Origin of the sequence: Marinobacter alexandrii (assembly GCA_039984955.1) — a bacterium.
GTDB lineage: Bacteria > Bacteroidota > Bacteroidia > Cytophagales > Cyclobacteriaceae > Ekhidna.
Genome location: JBDWTN010000007.1, coordinates 737,457 through 755,533, shown reverse-complemented (window position 1 = coordinate 755,533; position 18,077 = coordinate 737,457). Strand labels below are relative to the sequence as shown.

16 protein-coding genes are annotated in these 18,077 nt (G+C 39.8%); 7 read left to right on the top strand and 9 right to left on the bottom strand.

The window, feature by feature from the left end:
• The first annotated feature begins 10 nt into the window (after positions 1-10).
• From ABJQ32_09690 to ABJQ32_09675, 4 genes are all read left to right on the top strand, one after another.
• Complete coding sequence (locus tag ABJQ32_09690) at positions 11-1,372, top strand: SusD/RagB family nutrient-binding outer membrane lipoprotein (protein ID MEP5289912.1); 1,362 nt, start codon at positions 11-13, stop codon at positions 1,370-1,372.
• A 22-nt stretch (positions 1,373-1,394) separates the two neighbouring features.
• Entirely contained in the window at positions 1,395-2,564 is a 1,170-nt protein-coding gene (locus ABJQ32_09685; protein MEP5289911.1) for a hypothetical protein, read from the top strand.
• Between the two features lie 72 nt (positions 2,565-2,636).
• Positions 2,637-3,335 carry a hypothetical protein gene (locus ABJQ32_09680; protein ID MEP5289910.1) on the top strand — a complete coding sequence of 233 codons (699 nt, stop codon included), beginning with the start codon at positions 2,637-2,639 and terminating at the stop codon, positions 3,333-3,335.
• A 1-nt stretch (position 3,336) separates the two neighbouring features.
• On the top strand, positions 3,337-4,668 hold the full coding sequence (locus ABJQ32_09675) for a M28 family metallopeptidase (protein MEP5289909.1): 1,332 nt from the start codon (positions 3,337-3,339) through the stop codon (positions 4,666-4,668).
• Between the two features lie 42 nt (positions 4,669-4,710).
• Here the strand turns inward: ABJQ32_09675 and bcp are convergent, their stop codons facing one another.
• The 5 genes from bcp to ABJQ32_09650 all read right to left on the bottom strand — a co-directional run bounded on the left by bcp (position 4,711) and on the right by ABJQ32_09650 (position 9,726).
• Positions 4,711-5,163, bottom strand: a complete 453-nt coding sequence (gene bcp / locus ABJQ32_09670) for a thioredoxin-dependent thiol peroxidase (protein MEP5289908.1) — start codon at positions 5,161-5,163, stop codon at positions 4,711-4,713.
• A complete protein-coding gene (locus ABJQ32_09665) occupies positions 5,160-6,989 on the bottom strand; it encodes a M23 family metallopeptidase (protein ID MEP5289907.1) in 1,830 nt (609 codons plus the stop codon). The genes bcp and ABJQ32_09665 overlap by 4 nt, the downstream gene beginning before the upstream one ends.
• A 3-nt stretch (positions 6,990-6,992) precedes the next feature.
• Positions 6,993-7,601, bottom strand: a complete 609-nt coding sequence (locus ABJQ32_09660) for a fumarylacetoacetate hydrolase family protein (GenBank protein ID MEP5289906.1) — start codon at positions 7,599-7,601, stop codon at positions 6,993-6,995.
• 104 nt (positions 7,602-7,705) lie between these two features.
• A complete protein-coding gene (mtaB, locus tag ABJQ32_09655; protein ID MEP5289905.1) occupies positions 7,706-9,016 on the bottom strand; it encodes a tRNA (N(6)-L-threonylcarbamoyladenosine(37)-C(2))-methylthiotransferase MtaB in 1,311 nt (436 codons plus the stop codon).
• 29 nt (positions 9,017-9,045) lie between these two features.
• Entirely contained in the window at positions 9,046-9,726 is a 681-nt protein-coding gene (locus ABJQ32_09650; protein MEP5289904.1) for an arylesterase, read from the bottom strand.
• A gap of 107 nt (positions 9,727-9,833) precedes the next feature.
• Here ABJQ32_09650 and ABJQ32_09645 point away from each other — a divergent pair, with 107 nt between their 5' ends.
• Together ABJQ32_09645 and ABJQ32_09640 are read left to right on the top strand one after the other, a co-directional pair.
• Positions 9,834-10,556 (top strand): ABC transporter ATP-binding protein, encoded by a 723-nt coding sequence (locus tag ABJQ32_09645; GenBank protein ID MEP5289903.1) that lies wholly within the window; start codon positions 9,834-9,836, stop codon positions 10,554-10,556.
• Between the two features lie 2 nt (positions 10,557-10,558).
• Positions 10,559-13,114 (top strand): FtsX-like permease family protein, encoded by a 2,556-nt coding sequence (locus ABJQ32_09640; GenBank protein MEP5289902.1) that lies wholly within the window; start codon positions 10,559-10,561, stop codon positions 13,112-13,114.
• 152 nt (positions 13,115-13,266) lie between these two features.
• On the opposite strand, the gene ABJQ32_09635 is transcribed toward ABJQ32_09640, so the two are convergent.
• The 4 genes from ABJQ32_09635 to ABJQ32_09620 form a co-directional block, all read right to left on the bottom strand.
• Complete coding sequence (locus ABJQ32_09635) at positions 13,267-13,770, bottom strand: transposase (protein ID MEP5289901.1); 504 nt, start codon at positions 13,768-13,770, stop codon at positions 13,267-13,269.
• Between the two features lie 54 nt (positions 13,771-13,824).
• Positions 13,825-14,856, bottom strand: a complete 1,032-nt coding sequence (locus tag ABJQ32_09630; protein ID MEP5289900.1) for a hypothetical protein — start codon at positions 14,854-14,856, stop codon at positions 13,825-13,827.
• A 167-nt stretch (positions 14,857-15,023) separates the two neighbouring features.
• The gene (locus ABJQ32_09625; GenBank protein ID MEP5289899.1) at positions 15,024-16,154 is read right to left on the bottom strand and encodes a DEAD/DEAH box helicase; all 1,131 of its coding nucleotides are present in this window, start codon (positions 16,152-16,154) and stop codon (positions 15,024-15,026) included.
• A gap of 206 nt (positions 16,155-16,360) precedes the next feature.
• Positions 16,361-16,795 (bottom strand): hypothetical protein, encoded by a 435-nt coding sequence (locus ABJQ32_09620; protein MEP5289898.1) that lies wholly within the window; start codon positions 16,793-16,795, stop codon positions 16,361-16,363.
• A 74-nt stretch (positions 16,796-16,869) separates the two neighbouring features.
• Here ABJQ32_09620 and ABJQ32_09615 point away from each other — a divergent pair, with 74 nt between their 5' ends.
• The gene (locus ABJQ32_09615; protein ID MEP5289897.1) at positions 16,870-18,072 is read left to right on the top strand and encodes a TlpA disulfide reductase family protein; all 1,203 of its coding nucleotides are present in this window, start codon (positions 16,870-16,872) and stop codon (positions 18,070-18,072) included.
• Positions 18,073-18,077: the final 5 nt, after the last annotated feature.

Below are 18,077 nucleotides of genomic sequence, written 5' to 3'. Positions count from 1 at the left end.
GAATAGAAAAATGAGAAAATTTAAAATCAATATAGTAGCGCTATTGCTTGCTACACTCGTTATTGTTCCTTCTTGTGATTTTGGAGATACCAATATTGATCCTCAAAATCTAGCTGAAGTGAATTTGAATCTTGTACTACCTTCGGCAATTGCTCAGGTAGGGTTTAATAATGGAGCTATTGCTTCGAGAAACCCTGGTATTATCATGCAATATTTTGAAGGCACTGATGCTCAGCAGTTGGGTTATACCAGCTATCTAATGCCTGATATTACTTTCAATAACCTTTGGAGAACAGGGTTTTATGGAGGAGCAATGAAGGATCTAGACCTTATCATTAAACAAGCACCTGATCAGAATGCTCCTTATTATAGTGGCATTGCCAAGGTACTTATGGCGAATAGCTTGGGTCTAGCTACATCTTTCTTTGGAGATATTCCTTACTCGAATGCTTTTCAAGGAGAAGATGGCGTACTTTCTCCTGCGTATGACGATCAGGAAACTATCATGAACACGGTTTTCGCTTTACTTGCAGAGGCGAGAACAGATTTAGCAACTGATGGTGGCGACATTGTGCCTACTTCGGATGACTTGATCTTCGGAGGAGATAATGATGCTTGGCTTGCAACAGCTTGGGCTTTAGAAGCTAGGTATCGATTGATGATGTCGGCAAAAGGAGCAACGAATTACACAGCTGCTTTGACTGCTGTGGGTAATGCATTCACATCAAATGATGACAATGCGTATCTAGTTTTTGATGCATCAGCTAATGGAGCGAACCCTTTGAATCAGTTTCACAGAGATCGTAGTAATACGATGGTTTTAACTGGCTATTTCATGGGACAAATGTCCGGTGATCCAAGACTTGCGTTGATACGCGAACCTGGTAGTACTGCTGGTTTTGCCCCAACTACTTTTTGGGGGAAACAAGATGCTCCTACAGTGATTATCAATTATGCTGAGTTGAAATTTATTGAAGCAGAGGCATTGAGAATGACTGGCGGTTCTGATGCTGCTGTTCTAGCAGCTGTTAAGGATGGTATTGCTGCAAACATGAATGATATGGGTGTAAGTGCTGAAGATAGAGATAACTATCTATTAGGAATCACTGGTTCAGACCTTGCAGCTATTATAGGAGAGAAGTACAAAGCTCTATATCCGCAAAACATAGCTTGGGATGATTATAGAAGAACTGGCTTTCCTGCAATTACTCCAAATGTTGATGGTAACCAAGGCCTAAATCCACACAATGGTATTCCACGAAGGTTTATTTATCCTAACTCTGAGAAAAACTTAAATACTGACAATGTAAATGCAGCAATTGAGAATCAGAATAGTGATTTAATGGATCAAGCTTTGTGGGTTTTTCAATAATTAATTGATAATCAAATTTATTATGATTAATAGATATAAAAACTTATTACTAGCATCGCTAGCGGTGCTAATGATTATTTCGTGTGAGGAAAATGATGATTTGTTAGGCTTCCAAGAAGCGGATAATAAAATCACATTCCCTGACCACCCTGCTTTTTCAGCTTCTTTTACAACATTGGATGTTGTGACTATGGATGTCAGATCTAGTGGGGACGCTGCATCTTTAACAGTAACTGGAGATGGTGGAGATTTTGGTACGGTAGCCATGGCTGGCGGAGCTGGTACATTTACCAGGACTCTGGCGGAACTTGGCAATCCAGATTCCGAAACATTGATTTTCAGCGATGGCGAGACGCAAAAATTGCTTGCACTTTCTATTGGTAATCCGGCATCTTTTGAAGAAACAACATCTACGGAAGCGAAATTGGATTCGACTTTTAGTATTGTTTTTTCAGCGGAGACGGAGAATGGTATTATTGATTCCTATGACATCTTTTTTAAGATAGGTTCAGAATCAAACTACAGTGCAACTGCAGATAATTCAAATACAAATGATGCGCTTACATTAGAGGATAGCTTAACATTTGTAGCGGTTAATACTACTTATGATATTGGAGATTCCATATATTATAAGCTTGAAGTATCTTCTGGTAGCCTTCTAGATTCAATATCTGGATTTTTAGTTGTAACAGATGTTGATCTTTCCGAGTCGGGAACGGTTACTTTAAGGACACCTGATTATGCGATATCAACAGGTGTTACTGATTCGCTAAGAAACGCATATAACTTCAAAGCGTTAAAGTTTATATCTGATGAAGTACTAGCGACTGATGCTGACTCAGCTGATATTCAACTTTTACTAAATGCAGGTGAACTTGATCTTGCTTCTGGAGCAGGAAGTAGTACGATGTTCGTTGTTGCAGATGAAACATTCGGCTTCTCTTCGGCCACTTACGAGTCAGTCAGAGATGCATATGCTGCAGGTATAGCTTCTGCTACAGTGTCAGATATTGAATCATTGAATACGAATGCAATAATCTTAATTCAATTGGGTGACATTCCTCAGTCAGGAGCACCAGCTGCTGATAATAGAAGATATGCAGCTATTCAATTGGGAAGCATTGTGAAAGCAGGTGGAGGTGTTACCAGTGAAGTAACATTTGACTATAAAGTTCAAGCGCAACCCGAATAATTATTTTAACATATTGATTAACTTAAAGCCTGAATGTAATTATTCAGGCTTTTTTTATAATTCAACTTTACTATGAGACTAATTTATTTTCTATTGATCGGGTTATCAATTTCTGTTTCGGGTCAAATGCGCTATCCTACAGGAGTAATCAATGTAAATACTGCCGTTGGTGGTATCGTGGAGCAGATTCAACCAGATAAAGCCCCAGCTCTCAACGCGCTTTATCTTTTTGAAAATTGGGTGCCTGCCACTTTTATTATTCGCAATGATTTAGGAGCATTTGAAAATCCTATTCGATATGATATTCTGAACCATCAGATTGAGATCAAAGACGGAACTGCATTAAAGGTTTTAGAAGGAAATTTTATTGAGTCGTTGAATTTTAAATCTCCAAGAGGCGATGGCGAAAATGTTTTTATCATTACCAATAATGCTTTCGAGCAACCAACAAGCTATCCTATAGGAGCTTATGAAGTGCTTAATGAAGGTGATGCTAACCTTTTAAAATATTATACCTTCGAAAGATTTGAAGCTGGTTACAATCCTGCATTAGATGTAGGAGCTAAAGAGCCAAGGTTAGAGAGGAAATCCGAGTACTATATCATGAGTAACCGAGTCCCAACACTTTTACCTACTTCCAAAAAGAAGATTATAGAGCTATTGAATTCAAAATATTCAGGAATCAAAGAGACAATTAAGTCTAATAGGTGGAATGTTAAAGATGAAGCTGACCTTAAGCAAGTAGTGAATTATATTAATAATAACATGTAAGATGAAAAAGATATCTTTTGTGATACTTTGTGCTGTATCAGTTCTAACCAAAGCACAAAATCCGTATGAAATCATTGATAATGTCAGTTCTGATCGTATTGAGAGTGACATTAAAAAATTAGTCTCATTTGGTACACGACATACCATGTCAGATACAGAATCCGACACCAGAGGAATAGGAGCCGCAAGGAGATGGATTCAGGCTGAATTTGAGCAGATTAGTAAAGATTGTGGAGGATGCTTAGAGGTCTCTACTTTGCGAACGCTGGAGAAAGGAAATGAGAAGACTCGCATTACAAAGGATACTGAGATTGTCAATGTAATGGCAGTGATACGTGGTACAAAATACCCCAATAGATACGTAATCATGTCTGGAGATATCGATAGTAGGATTTCTGATGCTTTGAATTATACGGATGATTCCCCGGGAGCAAATGATAATGCTACAGGTATGGCAGGGGTCATTGAAGCTACCAGAGTTCTTTCTAAATATAAATTTGAGAGTTCTATCATGCTGGTAGGGCTTTCAGGAGAAGAGCAAGGATTGTATGGAGGAAAACACCTTGCTGCTAAAGCCAGAGAGGAAGGCTGGGAAATTGTAGGTGTTCTGAATAATGACATGATAGGAAACATCGAAGGCGTAGATGGAGTCATAGATAATCGTACATTCAGAATATTTTCTGAACCCACCAATACAAAAGACTCTGATTTTGAGAAGCGTATGCGCAGGTACTATGGAGGAGAAGTAGATGGCACCTCACGTCAGCTAGCGAGATATGTTTATCAAATGACTAAAACATATATGCCAGAAATGAACCCTATGATGATCTACCGTTTAGATAGATTCGGAAGGGGAGGCCATCATCGCCCATTCAATGATGAAGGCTTTGCAGGTGTGCGAATCATGGAAGCTCACGAGAACTATAATCGTCAGCATCAAGATATTCGAGAAGAAGATGGCATCAAGTATGGTGATGTGATCGAAGGAGTAAACTTTGAATATGCTAAAAAGCTTACAGCTGTGAATGCGATTTCACTGGCTTCCTTAGCATCTGCCCCTCAGGAGCCTCAAAATGTGGCTATAAGCGGTGCTGTTAAGCCATCCACGACTCTTTATTGGGATGAAATCAAAGATGAGAACCTAAGCGGGTACAAAGTTTATTTTAGAAGCACCACTTCGCCTACATGGGATAATTTTTACGAGGTAGACAAAGACAAAACCGAGTTCACTTTGAAAGGAATTGTGATAGACAACTACTTTTTTGGAGTCTCTGCGGTCGGCAAGGATGGGAAGGAAAGTCTAGTTGTATTTCCTGGAGAAGTGAGAAGATGATGATAAAGACTGTTAGCTATTAATAGCTAACAGTCTTTATTTTTACTTTAATATCTGAGCTGTGTGATCTTTCGTTTTCACTTTTTCAATAACCTCTTCAATTTTTCCCTGCTCGTCAATCAAAAAGGTAGATCGAAGGGTACCCATGTATTCTTTCCCCATAAATTTCTTAAGATCCCAAGTTCCGAAAGCCTCATGAACTGACTTGTCCTCATCTGCAAGTAGCTTGAATGGTAGCTCATACTTAGTAATGAATTTTTGGTGAGATTTTTCTCCATCACTACTAACGCCCAATACTTCATACCCTTGCTTCTGTAAAGCTTCGTAATTATCTCTAAGATTACACGATTCAGCGGTACATCCAGGAGTGTTATCTTTTGGATAAAAGTAAAGGACTACTTTTTTCCCTTCATAATCTGAGAGCTTAACTGAATTTCCATCTTGGTCTTTGCTTTCAAAGTTTGGGGCTATATCGCCGGGTTTCAATGTGATCATAATGTTTTGCTATAAATCGTTCCGTTGTTCGAATTATCGATTACTTCCAATATAAACTTTCCTTTAAAAGGAATGTTTTTGTTTAATTTCTGAGACCAGATAAAATTTCGTTTTGGTTCATAGTGCATCAATACGAATTCACCGTTTATAGTTGCTTTAAAACTTTTAATGCCAGACATTTTATCGGCTATTCGAAATTTTAAGTAATCGCTATTTACCATTTTGACTTCTACTGAAGGAGGTACTGAGTCCTCTAGAATAGTATATGAGACAAGATCTCTTGTAGAAAATTTAATCTTTTCACCGTTCCATTCTCCTCCCATGTAGTTAAATCTTTTTCCAAAGACTGAGTAGACTGCAGCTTTTTCTTTATTGGAGGATTTAACAGGGTTTAATGTAATGTCAATAGTTGATCGGATTGGCTGAGTTGCATTTTTGAAATGGAATAGTTCAAGGTTTTTCAAGGTATCATACTCCTTTTCGAACGCCAGATAAAGTGTGTCAAAGAGTGATCTTCTTTTCATATCGAGTGTGAATTCTTCCTGAACGTAACTTATTTCTTGATTTGAAGGTATTTGGCCAACCAAGAAAGTGTCAAATGTTTCACCATTGATGAAGAGACTACTGGGAGTACCCTCTCTTAGATCCCATAGGTAATACTGCCATTTTTCATCTGTATAATAAGGTTCTATTCCTTTCCATTCACTAAGCATCACAGAAGCTTGCTGATTTGATTTGAAATGTAAGTAGTTGCCAATCTTTTCAGGAACACGTAATCTCGGAATATTGGTTACTTCTTCATCTGTGAGCAAAATCCTCGTTGTAGAGGAATTTTGATAACTGTCCTCTGTCTCAATCAATAGTTCATTTTGATCATCGAAGTAAATTCCACGATTTGTTGTTCCATAGATGGTGTGCTCATTCCCGTCAGAAAGGTATAATTTGTTAAATCTTCTACTTCCTTTCTTATGTGCCGAATAGTTATAATGAACTAATACATTTCTTTGTTTACCAAACGGAAAAGCTTCCTTGAACTCAGTGAATAATGTGTCTCCATCAACTTGAAACACTGTTTTTGTAATTCCATTTTTGTTTGGGATGCCATCCATTGGATCATAGGAGTAGATTTCAACACCGATTTTTCCTTTAAGGTTAATGAGTTCTTTTGTTTGATACCAACGTGTAGATTTTATCAGATCGAACTCATATCTTCCAAAAAATCCATTTATGCGAGCGCTTTCTTCGAGCGTCACAAATGCGACCTTTTTTACGACCGGAGCAATATTATCTCTGATCTCTTTGAAGTCTAATTGGAGAACATCCAGTGGCTGATGATTAGCGTCTCTTATTTCGAAGTGAAGATGTGGCCCACTTGAAGATCCCGTATTACCTGAATAACCAATGATATCACCTTTCTTAAATGCAAACTGATTGGCTTCCGGAAATAGATCTACTTCAAATGACTCCTTATGATATTGCTCTTTTAGAGCCCAATCTGCAATTCTTGGGTCAAAGGCTTCCAGGTGAGCGTAAACAGAAAATGTGCCATTTGGATGCTTCATATAGAGCGCATATCCATATCCTGAACCAGAAACCTTAATTCTTGAAATGTGCCCACCTGCTACTGCAAAAACGGGAAGTCCTGTTCTGCCGCCGGTTTTCACGTCAATGCCAGTATGAAAGTGAGAACTACGAATTTCCCCGACAGTTCCTGCTAGATAATTCTGCTGGCCAGGGTTTATAGGGAATTGATAGTCAATACTATTTACATCCTGAGCATTCAGGGATATGCCTAAAACAAATAAGAGAATCGATAATAATCGCACTAACTATTTAACCTCAAAATCAAACATCTTCTCTTCTTCCAAAAATCCTACCAAACGATCACCAATTTTTACAGGACCTACTCCTTTTGGTGTTCCGGTAAAGATAATATCACCCATTTTCAAAAGAATAAACTTAGAAACATACGAAATGATTTCATCTATAGGCCAGAGCATTAGACTCGTGTTTCCATTTTGAACTTCCAAATCATTCTTCTCCAGACGGAAGTTTACATTGGTCATATCTCTATCTCCTTTTGGAAAGAATTTAGATACGGGTGCAGAACCATTAAATGCTTTTGCGATTTCCCATGGATGACCTTTCTCTTTTACGATATTCTGCCAATCTCTGGCAGTGAAATCTATCCCTAAACCAATTTCATCATAGTACTGGTGCGCAAACTCTTGCTGAATTGATTTTCCTTCTTTTTTGATCTTCACCAAAATTTCCACTTCATGATGGATATCCTTTGAGAAGTCTGGGTAATAAAATGGATCATTGTTCTTGATAAGGGCAGTGTCTGGCTTCATGAAGATGATAGGATGCTCTGGGCGTTCGTTCCCAAGCTCTTCAATGTGCGCTGCGTAGTTTCTACCAATACAAATTATTTTCATACGCTTAACTTTCTAATGAATCAAAAATAATCACGATTGCCCGTCATTCTGAACTTGTATCAGAATCTTTTAATAAATGGGAAGGATGGGGGGGGAGTGAAGTATTAACTGTGTTGGAGAACTTCTTCTGGCTCTTCCACATCCACTTGACCATTGATGTTGATCTCTTTCAATGTAACAGTTTTCAATTCGTTCACTAAAATAGGATCGTACTTTGCTGCAACACGAATGTAATTATCTGTAAAGCCATTCATTATGCCGTCTGTAACTTCCTCTTCAAAAAGGACCTGATAAGTTTTATCTAAGTGCTGTTCATAGAAATACCTTCTTTTCTTCTCAGAAAGTCCTCTCAGCATTTTTGATCGTCTATTACGCTCAGATTGATCAACTACATTCTCCATATCAATTGCCTTAGTATTCGGGCGCTCTGAATAGGTGAAAACATGGAGATAGGATATATCTAACTCATTCAGAAAGTTATAAGTAGTTAGAAATTCTTCCTCGGTTTCTCCAGGGAACCCAGTGATCACATCTACTCCAATACAGCAATCGGGCATCAATGACTTTATGGTTTCAACACGACTTCTATAGAGATCGCTTAAATAACGACGATTCATTCGTTTAAGAATGGTGTCACTACCTGATTGAAGAGGGATGTGAAAGTGAGGCACAAACCGTTTGGACTGAGCAACAAACTCAATCACTTCATTAGAAAGTAAGTTGGGTTCAATGGATGAAATCCGAAATCGATCGATTCCTTCAACCTCGTCCAATGCTTTTACCAGATCGATGAATTTTTCTTTTCTGCGACCTTCTTGTATACCAAAGTCCCCAATATTGACCCCCGTCAGAACCACTTCTTTGACCCCCGTCTGAGCAATTTCTTTTGCCTGACTAATAATATTGGAGATAGTATCGCTACGACTTTTACCTCTTGCCAGTGGGATAGTACAGAAGGAGCATCCATAATTACACCCATCTTGCACTTTTAGAAATGTACGCGTACGATCAGCGATTGAGTAGGAAGCGTTATATGATTTGGCTTCTTTGATTTCTGATGCAAAAACACCGCCTTTTGTGAAGTCATCCAGATAGTCAAATAATCGGAATTTCTCAGCGGCACCCAATACAGCGTCTACACCTGGTATTTCAGATATTTCTTTAGGCTTTAGCTGAGCGTAACATCCGATAATAGTCACAAAGCTCTCAGGAGAGATTTTCTTTGCCTCTTTGACAATTTTCTTACACTTTTTGTCTGCATTTTCTGTGACGGAACAAGTATTGATAATGAAGATATCGGGCTCATTGGTGAAGTCAACCTTAGAATAGCCTTTGTCTTCAAACATCCTGGATATAGATGATGTCTCAGAGTAGTTGAGCTTACAGCCCAGCGTATAAAATGCGACCTTTTTCATGATTGGAGCGCAAATTTAGTAGAAAAGAATCAGAGGATCGGCTCCAGGTATTTCCAAACGAGCTCGGCAACTATTGTATGACCTTCAGGGGTAGGATGAATGCCATCTTCCAGGTTGAGATCGGGATCTCCTGCAACGCCTTCCAGGAGAAAAGGAATAATGATCGCATTATTTTCATCCGCAAGGACTGAAAATACTTGTTGGAATTCATTGGAGTAATCAATGCCTAGATTTGGAGGCACCATCATGCCTGCGATGATAATCTGAACCTCGGGATTCTCTTTTTTGACAGAATCAATGATGGCTTGAAGATTCTTTGCTGTTTCTTCCAGTTTTAATCCACGCAAGCCGTCATTAGCACCAAGTTCCAAAATGAAGATGTCAGGAACAGTTTGCAAGACCCAATCAATTCTGCTTTTACCGCCTGCGGATGTTTCTCCGCTGAGACCTGCATTGATGGCTTTATAGTTAAATCCCAATGAATCAATCTTTTGTTGAATTAGCGCAGGAAACGCTTGGTCCAGATCCAATTGATACCCAGCAGTTATGCTGTTGCCGTAGAATAGAATGATTTTTTTATTAACATCTTCTTCAGCGACAACTTCATTTTCATTTTCTGTTTCTGCGACTTCATTATTTGACGATTCCTGAGAGGTATTGCAGCTGATAAGAACGACGAGGAAAAAAAGTTTGTTGATTCGTTGAAACATGGGAATTAATTGGTTGTTAGTTTACGGTGATAAACAGTTTGCAACTGACTAGGCGAAGTTACAAACATGTAGTGCGCCTTTCCGTTTACTATTCTAAATTTTTATACATGCCAAACGAAGCATCAATTTTAGCCGTTTCATCTATCTCAAAAACATTTAAGAACGGATCAAAAGAAATCAATGTATTGGAAGACATCAACTTCAGCGTAGAAGAAGGTGCTTCAGTAGCGGTCGTAGGGCCATCAGGAAGTGGCAAGACGACACTCTTAGGTCTTTGCGCTGGATTGGATAGGCCAACCGAAGGGTCTATCACACTTAATCATGTGCTGTTAGACAGGCTAAGTGAAGACGAAATGGCTCAAATCAGAAATCAATTTGTCGGGTTTGTCTTTCAAAATTTTCAATTGATTCAAACGCTAACGGCGCTAGAGAATGTCATGATTCCTCTGGAATTGAGGGGTATGAAAGGAGCCAGGCATCAAGCGTCTTCCTTGCTTGCTCGAGTTGGGTTAGAAGATCGAGTTAATCACTATCCATCACAACTTTCTGGTGGAGAACAACAACGAGTAGCTATAGCTCGGGCTTTTTCTAATGAACCCAAAATTCTTTTTGCAGATGAGCCCACCGGGAATCTGGATGAAGAAACAGGTCAGTCCGTAGAAGATTTATTGTTTGAGATCAACCGAGAAAAAGGAACAACGCTTATTTTGGTTACACATGACCTGGAACTTGCTGAAAAGACCAGTAAGATTGTCCAGTTAAAAGGAGGGAAGATCATTGATCAGCGTCCAGGAAATAATATGTCTCAATTAAGATCAACTGCCTCTTAACTGTGGATAAAAAGATTAAAATAGAACCTTCCAAATACAGTAAATCCTGGCCTTGGAAAATGGCATGGCGAGATAGTCGCAAAAGCAGAGGTAAGCTTCTTCTTTTCATTGCTTCTATTTCATTGGGAATAGCGGCGATGGTAGGCATTACCTCTTTTCGAGAAAACCTATTGGATGAAATCGACAAGCAAGCAAAAGGACTGGTTGGAGCTGATGTACGAATCAAAGGGAGTCGAATCCTTCCTGACAGTTTGTTGCAGTCTTTTAGGTCAATGGCTGCTGATTTTTCTCAGGAAAGCTACTTTGCTTCGATGGTTTTGTTTCCTAAGACTGGGGGAACCAGACTTGTGCAAGTACGTGCTTTGAAGGGGAAATATCCTTATTACGGGGAGATTGCTACTAAACCCAAGCAGGCTTCTAAGGAGTTTCAGTTGAGCAGATATGCACTGGTGGACGAGAAACTCATGCTACAATACGATGCGCAGGTTGGCGATAGTCTACAGGTTGGCAAAGTTACCTTTATGATTACCGGGCTAATCACTCAGATTCCTGGTCAGACTGATGTCTCTTCGTCCATTTCTCCAGTGGTATACATTCCGTACCAATACCTGGAAGCTACTGGGCTTATTAAAAAAGGAAGTAGGATTAACTATGTGGAATACATACAGTTTCCAGAAAAACCTGATACATCTCAGGTCTGGAACAAGCTCTCAAACTATGTAGAGAGTAAGGGGTATGATGTGGAAACGGTAGCTGAGGAAAAGAGTGAGACAGGTGAAGATTTTAAGAACCTTTCAAACTTCCTTGAACTGGTGGCCTTTACGGCTCTTTTGCTAGGCTGCTTAGGTGTTGCCAGCTCTATTTACGTGTATTCCAAGGGTAAGGTACAAGCCGTGGCTGTATTGAGATGTTTGGGGATGAAGGCAAAACAAGCTGTGAGTGTGTATCTCATACAGGTCACACTTTTTGGCTTTATTGGAGCTCTTATAGGGAGTGTGCTTGGGCTTGCCATCCACATGTATCTCCCGACAGTTGTTAAAGACTTTATACCTATTGAATTAGACCCTGTACCGTACTGGCCAGCGCTTCTTGTTGGCGTTCTCATAGGTATTATAATTTCTTTGCTGTTTGGTTTGCTCTCGCTGGTTGGGCTTAGAAAAATAAGCCCTCTCTCAGCAATCAGGCTAGGGTTTGGAGATAGTAAATTTCAATTTGATCGGCTCTTGATCCCCATAGGCGGAGCAATCATTCTTTTCATTTTCTTGTCCGTATACTGGCAGATACAATCGCTTGGGCAAGCACTGGCCTTTTCAGGCATCTTGATTGGAGCCATTGTGGCACTTGGTGCCATAGGGAAGGGGATAAGCTGGCTAACCAAGAAACTTATTCCAGCTAACCTATCCTATGTATGGAGGCAGGGCTTTTCCAATCTCTACCGTCCCAACAATCAGACGATCATACTCATTACCGCTTTAGGTTTGGGTACTTCCTTTTTAGCGACACTTTATTTTATGCAGGACTTGCTTGTGCAGCGTGTGTCACTCACTGCAGCTGATGATCGTCCCAATACGATCCTCTTCGATATACAATCTGAGCAGCATGCCGGACTGAAAGAACTAACAAGTGAATACGAATTACCAATCATTCAGGATGTGCCGGTGGTAACCATGCGCTTGCTAGAAGTCAATGGTTACACAAAAGATGAAGCATTCAATGACACTACGGTAGCTATTTCAGACTGGGCGTATAGTCGAGAGTATCGAGTGACCTATAGAGACTCGTTGATTGATTCTGAAACAGTAGTAGCGGGTGATTGGATAGGGGAGGTACGCAACGATAGTATCTTCATTAGTATTTCGAATGGGTTTAAGGATAACCTGGACATTGAGATAGGAGATGAGCTCATTTTCAATGTACAAGGAGCTATTCTCAAAACGTATGTCGGTAGCTTCAGAGACATTGACTGGCGAAGGGTACAGACGAACTTCATTGTGCTCTTCCCGAATGGCGTATTGGAACGAGCGCCGCAGTTTCATGTGCTGGTAACTCGCATAGATGATATGCTGGCATCTGCAAAGTACCAGCAAGCCGTGGTGAAACAGTTTCCCAATGTGTCCATCATTGATTTGGAGCTGATCTTGAAAACACTGGAAGACGTGCTTGGGAAAGTGGCTTTTGTGATTCAATTCATGGCGTTCTTCAGCATTGGTACAGGTATCATTGTGATGATCAGTTCGATCATCCTCAGCAAGTTTCAGCGTGTGCAAGAAAACGTGCTTTTGCGTACGTTAGGAGCTTCTAAAAAGCAGCTTTGGACGATTACTATAGCAGAGTACTTTTTCTTGGGAGGCTTAGGAGCTATTAGCGGAATATTCTTAGCAGGACTTTTCTCTACACTCCTCGGACAGTTTGTGTTTGAGTTTACGTTCATTCCCAATCTATCTCAGATAGGAATCGTATTTATCCTGGTTACAGGATTAAGTGTATTTATTGGTTTGCTCAACAGCAGAAGTGTAGTGCGCCAATCTCCAATGGAGGTGCTGCGGAGGGAAGGGTGATTTCGATTTGAAATTAATCGATTTAGATCGTCATCGTGAATTGGCGAAGCGATCTCAATAACGGTTTGAATTCACTGCCATCGTTGGTCTTGTGACCAACGATCTACGATTGTTCTGCTAACACCCGCTCTAGCGCAAGTGTCCACTTGTGCTTATTCAATAAAGCAAATATCTATCAATCCTTTACCTCCAGCATAATCAATAGCGCTACTGTAATTCCAATGTTCTGGTTCACTTACAAAACCTGCTTCAACTGGATTCATATGTAAATAATCTAACCTCTGCCTTAGCATTTTATTTGTGTCCAGTTCAATCGGTTGATTATGCTGTTGCCACAATTGCCATTCGCTATTATTCGAATTTTTACTTCCAGCTCTTTCCATCATCCAAAGTATCCATTCCCTTCTACTCTCCTGTGGATGTCCTTTAATTTCATCTTTCAATTTTCTGGAAGTAAAACTTTTAAAATCCCTTAAGATGTTCTGCATTGCTTCACCCCTTGTTCCTATAATCAAATGCAAGTGGCTTGACATAAAACACCATGCATATATCTCTAAACCTTTCTCTTTTTGACAGTATTTCAAACTATCAATTAATACATGTTTGTACTCTTCTCTTACAAAAAGATCAATCCAATGTACAGTTGAAAAACTCACAAAATATAATTTGGTCTGATCTTGAAATTTATATTTCCTGCTCACATACCAATGTTAGCTATTCATATTGATTAGCACAAGCGGACGCTTGCGCCAGTTGGGGGTGGCATTGTTTAGTCGGGCTCCTTTGCCACCTAGAGGGTGCGAAATTCTTGGGTTAAGATTGCCAAAAAACTCAACTTCTTGTGTAGTATTAGCATCCTCATAGGTCGCGATTTCTGTATAATCCTCAGGGGTGGTACTGAAGGTCATTCGTACATTGCCGAGGTGGTCTTTGAGGTGATATTGGTAATCCCAGTCCCCATCTTTAGATACTATTCTTCCTTCTTCATGTTGTACAAGAGCAATCACTCCATTTTCATAAATGAATTCACCCACATAGTCGGTGGTCTTAATCAATGATCCATCTTCGTAGACTTTTTGCTGGAGTTTAATGCCAGCAGCATCATAGAGGTATTCTATGTAGTTCTGCGCATCAAAAACCACTTTGGTCGGCAGGTTCAGATGATTATAATCTATGTCTGTAATGCCTTTATTGGCATCTGAGATCATATTTCCATTTTCGTCATAAGTATAGTCTGCACCTGAACCACTTTCGATAAAGCCAGCAGAATCGTCTCCTGAGTCATCTACTTTTTGCAGCTGGTTGCCTACGTATGAATAGGAGAGTTCATCAATATAACTACTTGTCGCTTCCGCCCTGCGGTCAAGTGTTTGAATGTTTCCATTAAGGTCATATTGCAAGTTTTCTACATCGTAGCTATTGTTGTTGTTCCCATTGATGCGGTGATCTGCATCAGTCAATCTATTTAGATGATCGTATGAATAATTGTATGATCGGTAATTGCTAGATCCAGATCCGGAAGCATCGCTCCATTGCATGGCAGAGATACTCTCATTGAAATGTTTGTTTGCCCCATCAATCGGGTTGCTGTTATAGTGCAATTCCATCCCAAAGAGATCGTCTGGATCAGCCAACTGTGAATCATTCAAACTGGTGAGCCACCCACGAATGTTGTAAGAGTAATCTACGGATTGTTCATTAGTCACCCCATCATCTTCGCTGTGCAGATTTTTTTCGATCAACTCTACTATATAATCGAAAGTTATAATTCTGGATGGTGTATTCTTAATAAAGTGATAGTGAACAATCAAAGATAACGATCCAGTATGAAGACATTATTGAAAATGCTATCCAATGAATAAACAGTCGATTTTAGAGCATGAAGTGTAGGATCTACTGAAGGAACGGTTTATCTCCTCCGCATCGGATAGTCTACTTTCTCCAATTCACGATCGATGAGTTTTTCGATGCGCTTCATTTTGTAGTTGTCGTCTTTGCTCACCAGTGTAATAGCAACGCCGCTGGTTTTTGCTCTAGCAGTTCTGCCGATCCTATGCACATAGTCCGCTGCATCATTGGGTACATCATAGTTAATCACCAGGTTGATGTCCTTGATGTCAATGCCTCTTGAGAGCACATCCGTGGCGACTAGGATTCTCACTTTTTTAGCACGAAACTTTAGTAAGATTCGCTCACGTTCGTCTTGCTCCAGCATAGATGAAATGCCTTTAGCTTCTAGTTTTACTCCTTTTAAACCCTTGACAATATCACTTACTTTCTTTTTGGTAGAGGTGAAAATAAGGATGCTTTCAAAAGCCTCATACCTGCTTATCAGTTTACCAATGAGTTCTGTTTTATACCCTTCTTCCACACGATAAACTTCCTGACTGATTTTCTCTGAAGGCTTGGCCAATTCGAGCGTAATCTTCTTAGGATTCGTCAATATGCTCTTTGCCAGCTTTTCAATTTTGGGTGCCATGGTGGCACTAAACATGGATGTCTGCTTCAGATTAGGGAGGTGCATGATGATCTTCTTGATGTCATCGTAGAAGTTCATGTCCAACATCCGGTCTGCTTCATCCAGAATAAGATTGGAAACCTGATCAAACTTCACATAGCCCAGATTCAAATGCGAAATGAGTTTACCAGGTGTTGCCACAACGATATTGCTTCCTTGTGTAAGTGCTCTTTTTTGTTGTTCAAAGTCTGATCCATCTCCACCACCGTAGATAGCTATGGAGTGTACAGGTAGGAAATAGGAGAACCCTTGGATTTGCTGGTCAATCTGAATAGCTAGTTCTCTTGTCGGAACTACAATGAGTACTTTCACATCCTCACTGGGATTCTGCGCCAAATGGTTAAGTATCGGAATGACGAAAGCGGCTGTTTTACCAGTACCTGTCTGTGCACAGGCTATTAAATCTTTTCCTTCTAAAATGGCTGGTATAGCTTCTTCTTGAATAGGAGTGGCTTCTGTAAAGCCCATATGATCGATCGCTTCGGTGAGTTGATCGTCAAGGTTGAAATCATTGAATGTCATGTGTAGCAAAGATGCTACAATCAATCCAAATAAAAGGGATTGTCTATGAAGACATCAAAATATTGTCATTCTGAGGAATGAAGAATCTGATATTATCAATGTTTGGTTATTTAAAACTCATAGAGATTCTTCACTCCAACTAGTCGCCACAGATAGTTTCAGAATGATACTTCTGGAGACATTCTTCTTAACTTTGCAAATAGTTCTTACCTCAGCCAGCCGACGGATTTCCCCTTTTTGGCAAGCAAAACCAAGCCTATTCCTACGATGATTGTAAAAATTGGCATTATTGCTCCCCCAGGTCCATAAACTTCCATAGAGTTGCTCATAAAGAAGTTGTAAAACATTTGAACTAAAATGCCCATGAGCGATAAGATCAATACCATGTAAGCAAGCTTTCTTCGTAATACCAGCAGAAGACTCCCGAGCGCTCCACACCAAACGGCAATAGCAAAAGCTGCGGTAGCCCATGCAGGGGTTTGATTAATCAAATCTTGCACTGCCTCTTCCATTTGAGAGAAGATATCGTCTGACACATATGCCTGGCCTAAATAGGCACCAACACCTAGTAAATTCCATACAAGGGCAATAATTGCGACTACCCAAAACCAGGTAGGTGGTTTTATTGATTCATTTGTCATAGGTTAATTAGGTTAGTTATGTATTAAAGATAGCTATTTCGATTTACTTCGTTTAAGATCTTTATCTTCAAGTCATGAAATCATCTATTACTGCAGTTTTACTGATCATGTCTTTCTCTGTATCATCTCAGATAATGAAACAGGGTCAATGGAGAGGGTTTATTCATTATGATGATGCCGTAGTTCCATTCATTTTGGAAGTTGGCTACCCACAGGGCGAGGTTCCTGAGATTACATTCGTCAATGGGGCAGAAAGAAGGATTGTATCAAATGCCAGAATTGAAGGTGACAGCATCGTGATTCCCATTGATCCTTTCGATGTTGAAATCAGGGCAAAGCTATCAGCCATGAATTTGGAAGGCGTCTATCAGAAGTTTTATCGAGACTTGCAATTGAGATTCTCTGCCTCCTATGGAAAGCAGCGTATGATGAAGAATAGTGTGAGACCTTCTGCACCTATTCAAGAACGATGGGGAATCACTTTTTCACCCAATTCTTCAGACATGTCCAAAGGTGTGGGACTTTTTCAGCAAAAAGGAAATGCGATATCTGGAACGATCATGACACAGGTTAGTGATTATCGCTATTTTGAAGGGATATTAGATGGAGACTCTTTAAAACTCTCAAGTTTTGATGGGGCACATGCTTTTTTATTTAGAGGAGTGAAGATCGGGAATGAGTGGAGTGGTGAGATGATCTATGATAATGGGTACTCAGAACCATGGACTGCAATATACGATGTAGAGGCTGAATTGGAAGATCCGTTTAAAATGGTCGAGCTAGAAAAGGGTAAGCATAAACCTTATTTTGATTTGCTCGGAGCAGGGGAGGGAAAGAATGCGATAGATCCTTTGAAATATGAGGGTAAAATTTTGATCATTCAGCTGTTTGGTACGTGGTGTCCAAATAGTCACGACCAGACCAAATACCTGGTGGATTGGTATAAGAGGAATGAAGAAAAGAATGTGGCAATTCTTGCGTCATCTTTTGAAGCTAATTATTCCAAAGAGTATGGATTGGAGAGACTTGATAAATACCAAGAGGTCAACAATATTCCGTATGACTTGGTGTTAGGAGGTCGATTAAGTAAGACAGGAGCAGCTATGCCATTTCCTTTTATGAAAAGAATTGAAGCATTTCCTACGCTTGTCATCTTGGATAAGCAAGGCTATGTACGGTATGTACATAGCTATTTCAATGGCCCGGCAACAGGTAAGTATTATCAGGCTTTCGATCAGCAATTCAATGACATCATCAATGAATTAGTTGCTGAATAAGTTAT